Source organism: Symbioplanes lichenis, assembly GCF_030709675.1.
GTDB classification, from domain to species: Bacteria; Actinomycetota; Actinomycetes; order Mycobacteriales; family Micromonosporaceae; genus Actinoplanes; species Actinoplanes lichenis.
Genome location: NZ_JAUZQD010000018.1, coordinates 91,526 through 106,624, shown reverse-complemented (window position 1 = coordinate 106,624; position 15,099 = coordinate 91,526). Strand labels below are relative to the sequence as shown.

The window sequence follows — 15,099 nt, the reverse complement described above, 5'->3', positions numbered from 1 at the left end:
ATGGGTCCAGACCGGACGGAAGTAGCAGGTCAATACTCTGCGTGACTACCTTTGGTCCCGTGGAAACCATGGTGACCGAGGTGCCGAGCCGGTACGGGCTCGTCGCCCGCCTGCGCGGGCACCTGGACCTGTTCCTGAACGCCGGCTCGCTCATGGCGACGACCGCGCTGACGTCGCTGTTCGGGTTCGCGTACTGGTGGGTGGCCGCGCGCGCGGCGTCGCCGGAGGCCGTGGGCCAGGCGTCGGCCGCGGTGTCCGCGATGACCCTGATCGGCACGATCGGCATGTTCGGCATGGGCACGATGCTCATCTCGGACCTCGGCGCCCTGCGCACGCCCAAGTGGCAGCTCATCTCCACGTGTCTGGTGGTCGCCGGCTCGGCCGCGACCGTGGGCGGCCTGCTCTACGTCGGCCTGGCCCACTGGGCGATGCCCGGGCTGCGCGACGCGCTGGGCAGCACGCCCGCCACCGTCCTGCTGGTCGTGGGCATCGCGCTCAACGCCATGACGCTGGTGCTCGACGAGGCGCTGGTCGGCCTGCTCCAGGGCCCGCTGCAGCTGATGCGCAACGCGTGGTTCTCGGTCGTCAAGCTGGTCCTGCTCGGCCTGCTCGCGCTGCTGCCGATCACGCTGAACGGCGGCGTCCTGCTGCTCACCTGGGTGGCCGGCATGGTTGCCTCGGTCGCCGTCCTGGGCCGGGCGCTGCGCCGCCGGGGCATGATCGACTCGCTGCGCCCGCGCGTCTCGGTGCTGCGCGGCCGGGGCCGGGCCACCTTCGACCACAACCTGCTCAACTTGGCGACCTACCTGCCCCGCGCGGCCCTGCCCCTGGTGGTCACCGCCGTGCTGTCGGCGGAGGCCAACGCGTCCTTCTACACCGCCTTCATGGTCACGTCGTTCCTGGCCATGGTTCCGGGCAACGTCGCGCTGACACTCTTCGCGGTGGCCAGCGGGGACAGGGCGGCACTGCGCGCGAAGGTACGCGTCGGCCTGGCGCTCTGCCTCGGCATCGGCCTGCCGGCATCGCTCGTCGTGCTGGTCGCCGCCAAGCCGATCATGTCGCTCTTCGGCGCCGCGTACGCGGAGACGGCCGGCACGGCGCTCGCGATCCTGGCGCTGACCTACGTCCCGTTCGTCTTCCACCATTTCTTCCTGGCGATCTCCCGGGTCCAGGGCACGGTCCGCGGGGCCGGCATCTTCTCGGTCTTCGCCGGGGTCGCCGAGCTCGTCGCCGCCTGGTACGGGGGCAGCCGCGGCGACCTCACCGACCTGGTCACCTGGGTCGCGATCGTGATGGCCGCCGAGACCGTGCTGGTCGCCCCGACCGTGCTGCGCGTCGTGTTCGCCGGCCCACCCCCCGAAGGAGACAACATCGTGTCGTCCACGAGCCTGACGCTGCGCGAGCGCGCGTGGCTGCCGCTCGAGTACATCCGGACCGTCGGCCCGCTGACCGGGGTGACCGCGTACAGGCTGCGCAACGCCCTGATCGGCCTGCACGCCACGGACCCGTCGCACCGGGCGGTGTCGCGCCTCGACCGCAAGAACGCGCGCTGGCTGCACATGGACGCGGCGGCCTTCGCGGCGTACGCCGAGGAGGCGGTGACCGACCTCGGGCCCGGACCGGTCGACTTCGACGCGATGACCCGCGAGCTGCAGGCGGAGCCGATGGGCCACCATCCGGTGCGCATCCTGGCCGGCGGCGGCTACGTCGCGATGAAGGTCGCCCACGCGTACGGGGACGCCGGTCCCGTGAACGTGCTGCTGCGCGAGCTGGTCCGCGCCGCCGGCGAGGAACGCGCGGCGGTGATCGAGCCCTCGGTGCGGCACCGGTGGGCGCTGCCGAAGGCATGGTGGAAGCAGTTCGGCACCAAGCCGGGCACCTGGAAGCAGGGTCTCGTCTTCGCCCGGCCGCCCGCCGAGCTGCCGGCGGAGACGCGCCCGTGGGCTCCGAACCTGACCGTGGTGACCGCCCGCTCGGGCGACGTGCTGGGGCGCATGCGCACGTGGCGCGACCAGCACGCCCCCGGCGTCACGACGTCGGCGATCACGTTCGCGGCGTTCACGGCGGCGCTGCGGGACCTGGGCCTGGACCCCGATCTGCGGGGCGGTATCTTCCTCGCCGACGCCCGCCGCTATCTGGGCCAGGACGTGCGGATCGACAGCAACTTCTGCATGGGCCCGTACCTCTACCCGGCCGACCTGACCGACCCGCGCGAGATCCACAAGTCGCTCAAGGCGGAGCTGGCCACCGGCCGGATCCTGTCGATGATCGTGCTGCGCGAGGGCAAGATGCTGGTCACCGGGGCGCCGGGCTTCCCCGATCCCTACCCGGCGGCGGCGCCGGTGGCTCCGCGGCCGCGGCTGACCTTCAGCAACCAGGGCCGGCACGATCTGCTCGCCGACCTGCCGTGGGCGGTCGGCCCGGGCGCCCGGATCAACCAGAGCGTGCCCACCGCGACCTGCAACGACGGCATCACGCTGACCACGTCGGAGATGAACGGGACGCTGCACCTCGAGGCGATGTTCCACGCCTCGACCTACGACCCGGCGGTCATCGCCCGGGCGCTCGAGCTGGTCCTCACCGACCCGGCGGCGCTGATCCTGGCCGCTCGTCACTGATGCCGGCCATTCCTTGACCGGGTCCGCGCGCGGCCGGCCGCCCCCCTGCCGGTCGCGCGCGGCCCCCTTCCGGGATGCGGCGCGGCCGCCTGCCGCCCGCGCGGCCCCCTTTCACGACCCGGCCCTTCCATGACCCGGCGCGGCTCCGGGAAACTGGAAAGAGCGTTTAGAGTTAACGTCGTGACGAAAGCTCTCGGCGATGTGATTCCCGTCCCGGCCTCGGTGCGGCCCGCCCCGGCCGTGTCCTGGACCCTTGATTCCTATACGTCCGTCAGCGCCGCCCCCGGCACGGAAAAGGTGGCGGAGCACCTGCTCGCGGCCCTGCGCCCGGCCACCGGACACGTCCTGCCGCGCAGCGACGACGGCGCGATCAGGTTGCGTCTCGACGCGGCGCTCGGCCCGGAGGCGTACCGGCTGGAGGTGTCGACCGGCGGCGTCGAGCTGACCGGCGGCGACCCGGCCGGGCTGTTCTATGCCGTCCAGACACTGCGCCAGCTGTTGCCCGCCGAGATCGAGGCCGGCACGCCCCAGGACGTCGCCTGGACGGTGCCCGGCGGCGTGATCGAGGACCGGCCGCGCTTCGGCTACCGCGGCGTCATGCTCGACGTGGCGCGGCACTTCTTCACGGTCGCGGAGGTCAAGGCGTACCTCGATCAGGTCGTGCCCTTCAAGGTCAACCACCTGCACCTGCACCTGACCGACGACCAGGGCTGGCGCCTCGAGATCGACAGCTGGCCCAAGCTCACGGCGATCAGCGGCGGCGCGGGCACGGGCGTCGACGGGGCCGGTCCCGGCTTCTACACCAAGGACCAGTACGCCGACATCGTCGCGTACGCCGCCGAGCGCTTCGTCACCGTCGTGCCCGAGATCGACATGCCCGGGCACGTCAACGCCGCGCAGGTCGCGTATCCGGAGCTGACCGCCGACGGCATCGCGCCGGAGCCGCGTACGGACCTCGAGGTCGGCTACAGCTCGCTGGTGGCCGGCAAGGAGGAGACGTACGCCTTCGTGGCCGACGTGCTCCGCGAGGTCGCCGCGCTGACCCCCGGGCCCTACCTGCACATCGGCGGCGACGAGGCGCAGGCCACCACGGCCGAGGACTACCGGACCTTCATCGAACGGGTGCTGCCACTGGTGGCGGCCACGGGCAAGCGGCCCGTCGGCTGGCACGAGATGGCCGCCGTCGAGCTGCCGCCGGACGCCGTCACCCAGTACTGGCGGATCGAGGCCACCGACGCGGGCACGGCCGGCGCCGCGGCCCGGGGCAACAAGGTCATCATGTCGCCGGCCGACCGGTCGTACCTCGACATGAAGTACGCCGCGGACACCCCGCTGGGGCTGGACTGGGCGGGCACGGTGAGCGTCGAGCGGGCGTACTCGTGGGACCCGGCCGACCGGCTCCCCGGCGTGGGGGAGTCCGACCTGCTCGGCGTGGCCGCGCCGCTGTGGTCGGAGACCCTGCGCAGCCTGGCCGACGCCCAGGTCATGGCGTTTCCGCGGCTCCCCGCCGTGGCCGAGATCGCCTGGTCGCCGCGCGCGGCCCGGGACTGGGAGTCCTTCCGCCGCCGTCTCGCCGGCCTCGGCCCCCGCTGGCGCCACCGGGGCGTGGCCTTCCACCCCGCCCCGGAGATCGACTGGGCTTAGAGCACGCCGATCTCGAAGCCGCTCTTCACCTTGGCGGGGATGCGGCTCAGGTTGATCGAGAGGTCCTGCGGCGGCACGTAGTAGTCGAGCGCGGCGAGCCGTTGCGCCAGCGTGCCGAGCAGGGCGATCGTCATCTTCTCGCCGGGGCAGCGGTGGCCCGTACGCGGGTCGCCGCCGCCCTGCGGGATGAGGTCGAACTCGCCGGGCTGCCGGTCCAGGAAGCGCGCGGGGCGGAAGTCGTACGGGTCGGCCCACAGCGCCGGGTCGTGGTTCTGCCCGTAGACGTCGAGCAGCACCAGGGTGCCCCGGGCGATCTGAGCGCCGTCGAAGGTCAGGTCGCGGGTGGCCCGGCCGCCCAGGAACGGCGCGAAGGGGTAGAAGCGGCGCACCTCGTGCACGAACGCCGTGGTGAACTCGTCGTCGCCCGCGCGCAACGGCGTCACGTGCTGCGGGTGCCGGTCGAGGGCGTGCGCGGCGTACGCGGCGAACCACGTGACGGCCGTGGCGGGACGGATGATGTTGAGCAGCTCGACGGCGGCGGTCCGGGCGTCGAGTTCGCCGCGCTCGTCGGCGAACAGGGCGACCTGGGTGAACGGGGCCTCGGCGGGGGCGTCGAGCTGGTTGTCGCGTACCCGGTCGATCAGAGCGGCCAGCCACTGCTCGCGCCGGCGGCGGGCGACCAGGGCCCGGGCATAGCGCGGGCCGACGGTCGCGAAGCCGTCCACCATCGCGACGAGATCCGCCGCCAGGCCGTCAATCTCGTCGTCCGCCACGGGTACGCCGGTCCAGCGCGTCATGCCCCGGGCGATGACCTTGGCCACCTCCTCGAAGAGGACCACCGGGCCGGCGCCGCGCCACGAGTCCGCGGCCTGGTCGAACGCCTCGCCGGTGAGCTTGGCCGCCTCGGCGATGCCGTCGCCGAGCAGCAGCGACGTGAACAGCGCCTTGCGCACCCGGTGGGCGTCGCCGTCGAGGGTGTGCACGGCGCCGCGGCCGAAGAGCGTGCTCACCACCAGCGCCGGCAGGGCCGTGTGCCGCTCGAGGTTGCCCTCGGCGTAGAAGAACCGGGTCGCGTCGGTCCCGCACAGGGCGACGGCCGGCTGTCCCATCGCCCGCAGATGCACCGGGCGGCCGCCGGCGGCGCGGCGCAGGTCGGGCAGCCAGGCGTATCCCTTGATCGCCGCGAGCGCGGTCTGGTCGAGAAGGGCCATGGCCGAAGGATCCCCGCTGGCGGGACACCGAAACGCCCGCGCCCGGCCGGCGAAAATCTTCCTTAAATTTCGGTGGCCCGGCCGTCCCTGATCTCCGCTGGTCAGCGCCGTACGCGGGCCGGCCGCCAGGGGTAGGCGCTCCGCGCGGTGTCGGACCCGCCGCCTAGGCTGGCCGCGTGCAGAAGTTGGTGTGGGCTTCGACCGCCGCGCTGGCCGGGTTCCTGGCCGCGGCGGCAGTGCAGCTTGCGCTGGTCGTCGTGCCCGTGATGCTGGTCCTGTCGACGCTGCCCCGGGGCGCCGTGCTGCGTCTCGGCCTGCCCGTCTGCATCGCCACGGTGGGGGTCATGGCCTATGCCACCTGGCGCGCCCTGCACACCCGGCGCCCCGAGCCGGTCGGCATCCCCGTCACCCGGCAGGACGCCCCCGAGCTGTGGGCCCTGCTCGACGGCGCCGCCGCGGCCGCCGGCACCCGGGCCCCCGATCGGGTGACGATCGTCGCCGACGCCGTGGCCAAGCTCATCGAGCGCACCCGCTTGCTCGGCCTCGCCGGCGGCCGCCGCGACTTCTATCTCGGCCTGCCCCTGCTTCAGGCCTGGGACGCCGCGCACCTGCGCGCGGTCGCCGCCCACGAGCTCGGCCACTTCTCCCCGCGGCTGGGCCGCCTCGCCCCGCTGGCCTGGCGCGGCCGCACCGCCGTCGGCCGGGTCGTCCCGCGCATCTCCCGGCGCAACCCGGCGGGACCGCTCCTGCGGGCCTACGCCAAGTTCTACCGGCGCGTCGACGCCCCGTTCAGCCGGGCCCAGGAGCTGCAGGCCGACCGCATCGCCGCCGAGTTCGCGGGGCCCGAGGCCGCCGCCGCCGTGCTGCGCGACCTGCCCGCGCTCGACGCCGTGCACCGCGTCTTCCACGCCGAATACCTCGGGCCGGGCTGGCAGGCCGGCCACGTGCCCGACGACGTGTTCGGCGGCTTCCTCCGGGTGCTGGCGGCGCGGGCCGACGAGATCGCGCTGGTCCGCTCGCGCGAGCCGGCCGAGCCCTCCAGCTGGGACACCCACCCGCCGCGCCGGGAGCGCCTGACGGCCCTGGCCGCCATCGCGCCCGCGCCCGTCCCCGCGACGGCAGCGGTCTCGTCCGCGGCCCCGGCCAAGACTGCCGCCGGCTCTCCTTCGGCGGAGGCTCCTGCCGCCGGTTCCGAGTCGCCCGCCTCGGAGGGCGACAGTCCGCCGCCCGCTCCGGAGGGTGACGCGCCGCCGGCCGCCTCCGAGACGCAGCCGGCGCTGATCCCCGACCTGCCGGGGCTCGGCCGCGCGCTGCAGCAGGTCGCCTATCCGGCGCAGGGGCGCACCCGGGTCGGCTGGGACGAGTTCTTCGGCGCCGCGCGCACCGCGGAGATGCAGCGTGAGGCCGACGCCGCCCTCGCCGCCCTCTCCCGCGCGGCCGGCAGCCCCCTCGCCACCGCCGCCGACGTGCTCAAGCTGGCCGAGGACGACAAGCTGGGGCCGGTCACCGAGACCGTCTTCCCGGGCCAGACCGCGGAGGAGACCGGGCGGCGCGTCACCGAGCTGGTCACGCTGCTGCTCGCCCTCGCGGCCCTGCACAGCGGCGCGGCCCGCTGGCGGCACAGCTGGACGGGCACGGCCGAGCTGGTCGGCGCCGACGGCTCGCACCTCGACCTCGCCAGCCTCGCCGCGGCCGCCGTGGCGCCGGCCACCGCCGCCGACGCCCGGGCCCGCCTCGCCGAGCGGGGCATCGACGTCGCCGCCGCGCCGGGGGCGGACACCCCGGCGGCCCGCCCCGAGGTCGTCGGCGGCGTGGTCAATCTGGTCGTCGACGGCGCCCGCACCGACCTGCTCATCGTCGACACCGGGCTGGTGCTGGTTCCCGGGCTGCCCCGCTCGCAGAACGGCTCGGCCAAGCGGCGCCTGGCCCGGATCGCCGCGGCCGACCCGGCCCACCGCGAGACCGAGACGCGCTTCGTGGCCTATGCCGACGTGGCCACCGCCACCCAGCTCCGCCGCCGCAGCTGGTCCCTCGACCTGCGCAGCGGCAGCACGCTCACCGTCCGCGCGGCGCTCGACAGCGACGAGCTGCCCGGCGGGTGGGCCGCCCTCGACAACGCGGTGACGTTCCTCGCCAGCACCCGCTGACAGCTGATCCGTCCCCTTAGGACACGGCCCGGCGTTGAACCGGCGGGCCGCCCTGTCCGTGTTCCCCGGTGGCGCGGTCGCATGCCCGACTGGTCGGCGTCCGCCGCCGCCCGCGACGTCACACTGACACCACGGGGGATTCGATTGCCGTTCGCGTAAATGGGTAGAGCAGACCCAGGTGAGCAGGCAATCATCGGGTCAGGACCGGGGGGAGGGGGCGCTGATGGAACGAGGACCCCTGGCGCTCTTCGGGGCGCTCGTCGCGGTCGGTCTCGGACCGGCGTTGTGGCTCGGCGCCCAGTTCGGCGAGTCGACGGTCACCCCCGGGCGGCCGCCCGCCGTCACGGTGAAGCAGAACGACGTGCTCACCCCGCAGGGCGGCACCGGCGCGGGCGAGGTTCCGGCCGATCCGGTCCCGGTGCGCGGCACCACGACCACCACGGACCCGGAGCCGCAGCGCGTCCGCCCCGAGCGCTCGCGCCCGGCCACGACCGCACCGTCGCCGTCCACATCGGAGACCAGCGCGGCGCCGGCCGCGCCGAGCAGCTCGCCGGCACCCGAGGAGACGGAGGAGCCGAGCTTCCCGCCGACGGAGTCGACGAGCGAGCCGGCCCCGGATCCGACAGACGTCAGCCCGTCCGTGGAGCCCGAGCCGACGGACCCGACGGTGACCGAGCCGGCCGCCACGGTGGGATCCGAGCTCTAGACACCTTCGGACACGCGCAAGCGCGGGGAAACCGTCAAGGTCTCCCCGCGCCGGGTTCGTGCCGGTCGCTTCTTCAGAGCCCCAGGATCCGGTTGAGGATGTCCCGGTAACCGCGCAGCTGCACGCGCAGGGCCTCGGTGTCGTCGTGCTCGCCGGCCAGCTCGTCCTTGTGCGAGCGCAGGCTGGCGGTGAGCTTGTCGACCGCCTCGTCGACCAGCTTGGCGGCCTCGTCGGCGGCCTCCTTCGGGCTGTCGACGAAGCGCAGCTGCACCTCGCGCCACCGCTCCTGGAAGCCGTGCACGTCACCCTCGGCGAAGAACGCCTGCTCCGGCGCGGACCCGGTCTTCTCGGTCACGGTCGTGGCCTTTCCCGTCGCGGATCCGGTCTCGTCCGTCGCGGACGCGCCGGGCGTGTTGGCGCCGGGCGTGGTGGCTGTCGGCGTGGCGCCGGGCGTGGTGGCTGACGGCGTGGCGCCGGGGGTGGTGGCCACGGCGGCGACGGGGACGGCTGCGGCGACGATCGGCTCGGCGATCGGCTCGTCCTGGGCGGGGGCCTCGGTGCCGGGCTTGTCGTCGCCGGGCCGGGCGTCGAGCGCCTCGAGGTGGTGGTGCTCGGAGCGGCCGGCCGTGTCGTCGCTGTCGTTGTCGCTGTCGCTGTCACGCAGCGGTTTGTCGGTGGCCGGGTCGACCGCCTGCGGGTCGTCGAAGCCGCCGTCGTCCTTCAGCGCCGGCTCGCCGATCCGGTCATCGGCGGTCCGGTCATCGGGCGTCGCGGCGGTGTCGATCCGCTGCGTCTCGTCGGCGACCTTCGGGTCGTCGAAGGTGCCCTGGTCGTCCAGCGGCACGTCGACGACCTCGTCGCGGTGCGCCTCGGGGTCGCTCGGGCCCGGGTAGGTCGTGGTGTTGTCCGGAGTGGGGGAGTCGACGGTGCCCACGGGGGTGACGACGGGCGGGGTGTCGACGGGAGCTGTGTCGGCGTGGGTGGCCGTCTCCTGGTCACGCGCGGACACCGCGGCGGCGACGGGGACCGCGCCGTAGCCGGTCGGCTGGTACTGCGTACGGTCGGGGTCGTCGTCGTAGGCCGGCGCGGCCTCGGCCTGGACGTTGTCGCGGCGGTCGTCGGCGGGCGTCGCCCAGGGGGAGGGCGGGCGCTGGCCCGGCACGGCCACCGGCTCGGACTGGATCCGCTCGGTACGGTCGTCGGCGGTGTCCCGGGCGTCGTCCGGCTCCCGGTCGTCGGTGGACTCGCGGGCGTCGTTGGAGAAGAAGCGCATCGTCGGACTCCTCAGCGGCTCGCGGCGTCGGGACGGGTGTCCGCGACGTCGTTGTCGTGGTTGTTGATTGTCTGCGAGGGAACCTTCGGCTCGCTGTCCGGAGCGACGGCGCCCTCGGTGCGTACGGGATTCTCCCCGAGCAGGTCCGCGAAGAGCGCGCGGTAGTGGACGAGCGCCTGGCGCAGGTCCTCGGTGTCGGCGTTGCCGGCCTTACTGCGCTCGCTGATCGCGTGGGCGTCGCGGTAGTGCTCGAGGGTCTTCGCGTGCCGCACCGAGAGCGTGGCCAGCTGGTCGTCGTAGTCGCCGGTCGGGTAGCCGCGCTCGGCGATCAGCCGCGTGACCAGCTCGTCGGCGGTGGAGACGGCCTCCTCGGGCGCGTCCACGAACTGGATCTGCACCTCTTCCCAGGCGACGGAGTAGCGGGCCTTGGACTCGGCCGACAGCGGCTTGAGCTCCAGCTCGGCGTGCCGCTTCTCGCGGTCCAGCAGCTCCTGCTCGCCGGCCGAGCGGCTGCCGGCGTCGCCGACCACCCGGTCGTACTCGGGTCCGAAGGTCTTCTGGAGGCGCTTGCGGCGACCGGAACGGACGCTGTAGGCGATCACGCCGGCCACGATGAGGACGACGAGGACAAGAATGATCACGGCTGTGGGGGACATCGGTCTCCTCCTTCTTCCCCCTGCCGTATTCCCACCCACCGGGCCTCGTCAATCCGGTTCCGGCCGGCCGGTCGAAAAGCGTCGCGCGGGCGCTTCCTGCCAGGGCAACTGCCCGCGCGCAAGTGCGCACTGTCGCGTGACCGACTGGTGACGGTACGGACATTGCCGACAATCGACAGAATTGCCTGCACGTGAAGCCTGGTCGCGATCGCCCCCGTTACGTATCCTCGCGGGGGCGTGCGCAGCTCATCGACGGTGGTGACCGGACCGGGCCACCCCGGCGGCGTGCGCTTTGTCCTGCATCCCTCCGGGCGGAGTCTCATGCCAAGCCGCAGTAGGTCGATCCGTGCGAAGATCATCGCGTTGTCCGCGGTGCCGCTCACGGCGCTGCTGGCACTGTGGGCCTTCGCCACCGTGCTGACCGCCGGGCCGGCTTTGAGCCTCCTGTCCGCCCAGCGGCTCGTCGACAAGGTCGGCGACCCCGGCGAGATCATGGTCGCCGAGCTGCAGCGGGAGCGGCGCCTCTCGGTCGTCCTGCTGGCCACGCCTCGCACCGCGGCCGCCGCCGACGCCGCCGCGGCCGACCTCGCCACGCAGCGCGCCACCACCGACCAGGCCGTGGCCGGTTTCCTGCGCACGGCCACCGGCTCCGACGTCACCCGCGCGGTCGGCGACGCCGGCCGGCGCCAGCTCGCCCAGGTCCGCACCGACCTCGAGAGCCTCACGACGGCCCGGCAGCACATCGACCGGCGCGATCTCGACCTGGTCGGCGCGCAGAACTACTTCAACGGCATCGTGGACAGTTGCTTCCGCACGTTCTCGGCCACGGCCGGCTTCGGGGCGGAGGAGGTCGACCGGCAGATCCGCGGCCTGTCGGCGGTGGGCCAGAGCCGCGAGCACCTGAGCCGGGTCGACTCCCTGCTGGCCGCCGGCTATCAGGCGGGCCGGCTCAATGCCGAGACCCGGGGCGACATCTTCGCGGCCATCGCCACGTCCCGCTTCCTGCTCGCCGAGGGCGCCACCGAGCTGCCCGCCGCGGACCGGGCGGCCTATCAGCAGCTGACCACCAGCGCGGCCGCCACCCGGCTGCGCGAGCTGCAGGACGAGCTGGTCAGCACGGCCCGGGCCGGGGCCGCGGTGCCGGTGCCCGAGACCGCCTGGCAGCAGGCGTACGACGCCACGGTCCAGCAGCAGCGCACCTTCGAGATCAACGCGATCGACTCGCTCGCCGCCGCGTCCCGGCCCTACGCCGTCGAGGTGCTGCTGCGCCTGGCCGCGGCCGGCCTGCTCGGCCTGCTCGCCGTCGTGATCTCGGTGATCGTGTCGGTCCGGATCGGCCGGTCCATCGTCGGGCGCCTGGTGCGGCTGCGCGGGGAGGCGCTGGCGATGGCCGAAGACCGGCTGCCCGGGGTGGTGCGCCGGCTGCAGCGCGGCGAGTCGGTGGACGTCGACGCCGAGACCCCGCCGCTGGAGTACGGGCAGGACGAGATCGGCCAGCTCGGCCAGGCCTTCACCGAGGTGCAGCGCACGGCCGTCCGCTCCGCCGTCGAGGAGGCCGACGTCCGCCGGGGCATCAACGACGTGTTCCTCAACATCGCCCGGCGCAGCCAGACCCTGCTGCACCGCCAGCTCTCGCTGCTCGACAAGATGGAGCGCCGCGAGACCGGGCCCGACGAGCTCGAGGACCTCTATCGCGTCGACCACCTCGCCACCCGCATGCGGCGGCACGCCGAGGACCTGGTCATCCTGGCCGGGGCGGCGCCCGGGCGGGGCTGGCGCAACCCGGTGCCGATGATCGACGTCGTCCGCGGCGCGATCAGCGAGGTCGAGGACTACAAGCGGATCGACATCGCCACGATCCAGCCGGTCGCCGTGCTCGGCCGCGCCGTCGGCGACGTCATCCATCTCATCGCCGAGCTGCTGGAGAACGCCGCCTCCTTCTCGCCGCCCACCACCCGGGTGCAGGTCGCGGGTCAGGTGGCGCCGCAGGGCTACGCGATCGAGATCGAGGACCGCGGCCTGGGCATGTCGCCCGACGCCATCGACGAGGCCAACCGCAAGCTGCTCGAGCCGCCGGACTTCGACCCCGCCGACAGCGCCCGCCTCGGCCTCTTCGTCGTCGCCCAGCTCGCCGCTCGGCAGGGGCTGCGGGTGGCGCTGCGCCCCAGCTCCTACGGCGGCATCACCGCGACCGTGCTCATTCCCACCGAGCTGGTGACCGCGGCCCCGCCCGGCCCGGGTGGGCGCGCCGTGCCCGGCCTGACCGCCCCGTCGCCCGCCGCATCGCCCGCCCCTGAGCCGTCCGGCGGCGACAACTCGATCCCTTGGGCCGGTGCCGGCCAGTCCGGTGACTCCACTCCCGCGCGGGCCGGTTCCTCCGCGGCCGACGCCGCACCGGCCCGGGTCAACGGCGCGCCGGTCAACGGGTCCGCACAGGAGAGTGCCCACCTCAACGGCGCCGCGCTCGCCCGCCCCGGGGAGGCCGCCGACGACCGGGGCATCACGGGTCCCACCCCGAGCACGGTCCTCGACGGCCTGAGCGAGGACGGCCTGGTCCAGCGCCGCCGCACCGCGCCCCGCCGCCGCCCGGGCAGCCCGGCCGAGCCCCCGGCGCAGCTGCCCCCCAACCTGACGTCGCCCACCGGCCTCACCCCGCCAGTCCCGAGCGCCCCGCCTGTCTCGAGCGCCCCGCCCGCCGCGGCTCAGCCTCAGGAGGCGCCGGACCTGCCGTTCGGCGACGGTCTTGACGTCGACTGGCCGTCGGGGGCGGCTTCGGCGACCGGCGGCATTCCCCGGATCCCGGCCCAGCGTGGCCCGGCGCCGATCTCGCCCGCGCCCCTGGCCTTCGAGCCCGCGGCCCCGGCCTTCGAGCCGATGGACGTCGCGCCGGCCGACCTCAGCCCGCCGGTCGAAGCGCCGCCCGCAGAGGCGATCGAGGTGATCGAAGCGACGCCGGAGACGCCTGGTGTCGTGAGTGGACAGCCGGACGACGGCGTCCCGACCGCGGACGAGCGGCTCCTGCCGCGTAGGGTGCGTCAGGCGAGTCTGGCCCCGCAGCTGCGCGCCCCGTTCGTCGAGCCCGCCGAGGCGCCGGCGACCCGGTCGCCGGAGCAGGTCCGGAGCCTGATGAGCGCGCTGCAGCAGGGCACCACCCGGGGCCGGCGGGAGGCCGCGGGGCTCGGCGGCCCGGGCGGTGCGTCGCGGAGGAGCAAGCGAGCGACCGGCGAGCCCGGATCCGGAACAACCGGCGCGGCGGATAGTAAGCGCGTCAATGCGGGTAGTGAGGATTCCACCGGGGCGGGGGACGACCGGCCCGGCGCAACTGACAAAGAACAGACGACAGGGCAGCCGTCGTGGTCGGAGGCAGCTACCGTCACCTTCCCGGCCGTGGACACGGCCGGGACCGGCGGCACGCCCGACGAGCAGCACCAGGACCAACGGCCGGAGAAGGACGCATAAGTGGCACAGACGACGAACCAGAGCGCCAACCTGACCTGGCTCCTCGACGACCTCGTCGAGCGGGTGCCGGAGGCGCAGCAGGCGGTGGTGCTCTCCGCCGACGGGCTGCTCATGGGCGCCTCGGCCGCCATGAGCCGGGAGGACGCCGAGCACCTGTCCGCCATGGCCGCCGGCTTCCAGAGCCTCGCGAAGGGCGCCAGCCGCCACTTCCAGGCCGGCCCGGTGCGCCAGACCGTGGTCGAGATGGAAGAGGCGTTCCTGCTGGTCACGGCGGCGGGGCTGGGCGCCTGCCTGGCCGTGCTGGCGGACAGCGACGCGGATCTCGGCCTGGTGGCGTACGAGATGGCCATGCTCGTCACCCGGGTGGGCCAGACGATGGACGCCCCCGACCGGCTGTCCGCCACCGATGCCGGCTGACCCGAGGCGTGCGCCGCACGACTGGCTGGATCACGACGCGGGTCCGGTGGTCCGGCCGTACGCGATGACCCAGGGCCGGGTGGCGCCCGCCGGCACCGACTTCGACCTGCTGGCGTTCGTGGTGGCCACCATCCCCGACGGTCCGCTGCCCCCGGCCCTCCAGCCGGAACATCACGCGCTCGTCGGCGCGGCGTGGGAGCCCACGTCCGTTGTGGAACTAGCCTCCAAACTGGACTTGTCGATCGGGGTCGTGCGAGTCCTGCTCGGTGATCTACGCTCTGCGGGCCTCATCTCGCTCTACGAGCCCCCCGCGGCCTCCCAGCCGCATGACGTCGACGTACTCAAGGCGGTTGTCAATGGCCTCCGTGCGCTCTGACCGCGACGGCGCGCGCTCCCGGATCCCGGTCGCGCTCAAGATCCTCATCGCCGGCGGCTTCGGTGCGGGCAAGACCACCATGGTCGGCTCGGTCAGCGAGATCAAGCCGCTGCAGACCGAGGAGATCCTCACCGGCGCCGACGGGGCCGACGACATCTCCGGGGTCGAGGGCAAGAGCACGACGACGGTGACGATGGACTTCGGTCGCATCACGATCACCGACGACCTGCAGCTCTATCTCTTCGGCACGCCGGGGCAGGACCGCTTCTGGTTCCTCTGGGACGAGCTGTCGCAGGGCGCGCTGGGCGCGGTGGTGCTGGCGGACACCCGCCGGCTGGCCGACTGCTTCCCGAGCATCGACTATTTCGAGCAGCGCGGCACGCCCTTCGTGGTCGCGGTCAACTGCTTCGACGAGCGGCGCTTCGGCGGCGAGGCGATCGGCCGGGCCCTCGACCTGGACCCCGACGTGCCCGTCGTCGAGTTCGACGCCCGCAACCCGGCGGCGGCCCGCGACGTCCTGATCGAGCTCGTCGAGTACGTCGCCCGCCGCCAGCTGTCCGGCGCCGGCCGCCGCTGACCCGCGCGCCACACC

General features: G+C 74.0%; 11 protein-coding genes. 8 read left to right on the top strand and 3 right to left on the bottom strand.

Translation table 11 applies throughout. The features are described 5' to 3' along the window. Positions 1 to 59: 59 nt before the first annotated feature. Positions 60 to 2,618, top strand: coding sequence for a lipopolysaccharide biosynthesis protein (locus RAN62_RS35245; RefSeq protein WP_305789183.1), 2,559 nt, complete (start codon positions 60 to 62; stop codon positions 2,616 to 2,618). Between the two features lie 180 nt (positions 2,619 to 2,798). Then, complete coding sequence (locus RAN62_RS35240; RefSeq protein WP_305789182.1) at positions 2,799 to 4,262, top strand: beta-N-acetylhexosaminidase; 1,464 nt, start codon at positions 2,799 to 2,801, stop codon at positions 4,260 to 4,262. Here RAN62_RS35240 and RAN62_RS35235 read toward each other — a convergent pair. After that, positions 4,259 to 5,473, bottom strand: coding sequence for a cytochrome P450 (locus RAN62_RS35235; RefSeq protein WP_305789181.1), 1,215 nt, complete (start codon positions 5,471 to 5,473; stop codon positions 4,259 to 4,261). The two genes, RAN62_RS35240 and RAN62_RS35235, sit on opposite strands and share 4 nt — an antisense overlap. A gap of 176 nt (positions 5,474 to 5,649) precedes the next feature. Between RAN62_RS35235 and RAN62_RS35230 the strand changes: the two genes are divergently transcribed. After that, a complete protein-coding gene (locus RAN62_RS35230; protein ID WP_305789180.1) occupies positions 5,650 to 7,620 on the top strand; it encodes a M48 family metalloprotease in 1,971 nt (656 codons plus the stop codon). 223 nt (positions 7,621 to 7,843) lie between these two features. Continuing rightward, complete coding sequence (locus RAN62_RS35225) at positions 7,844 to 8,326, top strand: hypothetical protein (RefSeq protein ID WP_305789179.1); 483 nt, start codon at positions 7,844 to 7,846, stop codon at positions 8,324 to 8,326. A gap of 73 nt (positions 8,327 to 8,399) precedes the next feature. Here the strand turns inward: RAN62_RS35225 and RAN62_RS35220 are convergent, their stop codons facing one another. Both RAN62_RS35220 and RAN62_RS35215 read right to left on the bottom strand, forming a co-directional pair. Beyond that, positions 8,400 to 9,599, bottom strand: coding sequence for a hypothetical protein (locus RAN62_RS35220; RefSeq protein ID WP_305789178.1), 1,200 nt, complete (start codon positions 9,597 to 9,599; stop codon positions 8,400 to 8,402). An 11-nt stretch (positions 9,600 to 9,610) separates the two neighbouring features. Beyond that, positions 9,611 to 10,255 (bottom strand): hypothetical protein, encoded by a 645-nt coding sequence (locus tag RAN62_RS35215; protein ID WP_305789177.1) that lies wholly within the window; start codon positions 10,253 to 10,255, stop codon positions 9,611 to 9,613. Between the two features lie 321 nt (positions 10,256 to 10,576). Here RAN62_RS35215 and RAN62_RS35210 point away from each other — a divergent pair, with 321 nt between their 5' ends. From RAN62_RS35210 to RAN62_RS35195, 4 genes are read left to right on the top strand one after another with little or no spacing between them, the layout of a single operon-like run. Beyond that, entirely contained in the window at positions 10,577 to 13,714 is a 3,138-nt protein-coding gene (locus tag RAN62_RS35210; RefSeq protein ID WP_305789176.1) for a sensor histidine kinase, read from the top strand. Continuing rightward, positions 13,715 to 14,131, top strand: coding sequence for a roadblock/LC7 domain-containing protein (locus RAN62_RS35205; RefSeq protein WP_305789175.1), 417 nt, complete (start codon positions 13,715 to 13,717; stop codon positions 14,129 to 14,131). It begins immediately after the preceding gene. Then, complete coding sequence (locus RAN62_RS35200; protein WP_305789174.1) at positions 14,121 to 14,507, top strand: DUF742 domain-containing protein; 387 nt, start codon at positions 14,121 to 14,123, stop codon at positions 14,505 to 14,507. Before RAN62_RS35205 ends, RAN62_RS35200 begins: the two co-directional genes overlap by 11 nt. Further along, the gene (locus tag RAN62_RS35195) at positions 14,488 to 15,084 is read left to right on the top strand and encodes a GTP-binding protein (RefSeq protein WP_305789173.1); all 597 of its coding nucleotides are present in this window, start codon (positions 14,488 to 14,490) and stop codon (positions 15,082 to 15,084) included. The genes RAN62_RS35200 and RAN62_RS35195 overlap by 20 nt, the downstream gene beginning before the upstream one ends. Positions 15,085 to 15,099: the final 15 nt, after the last annotated feature.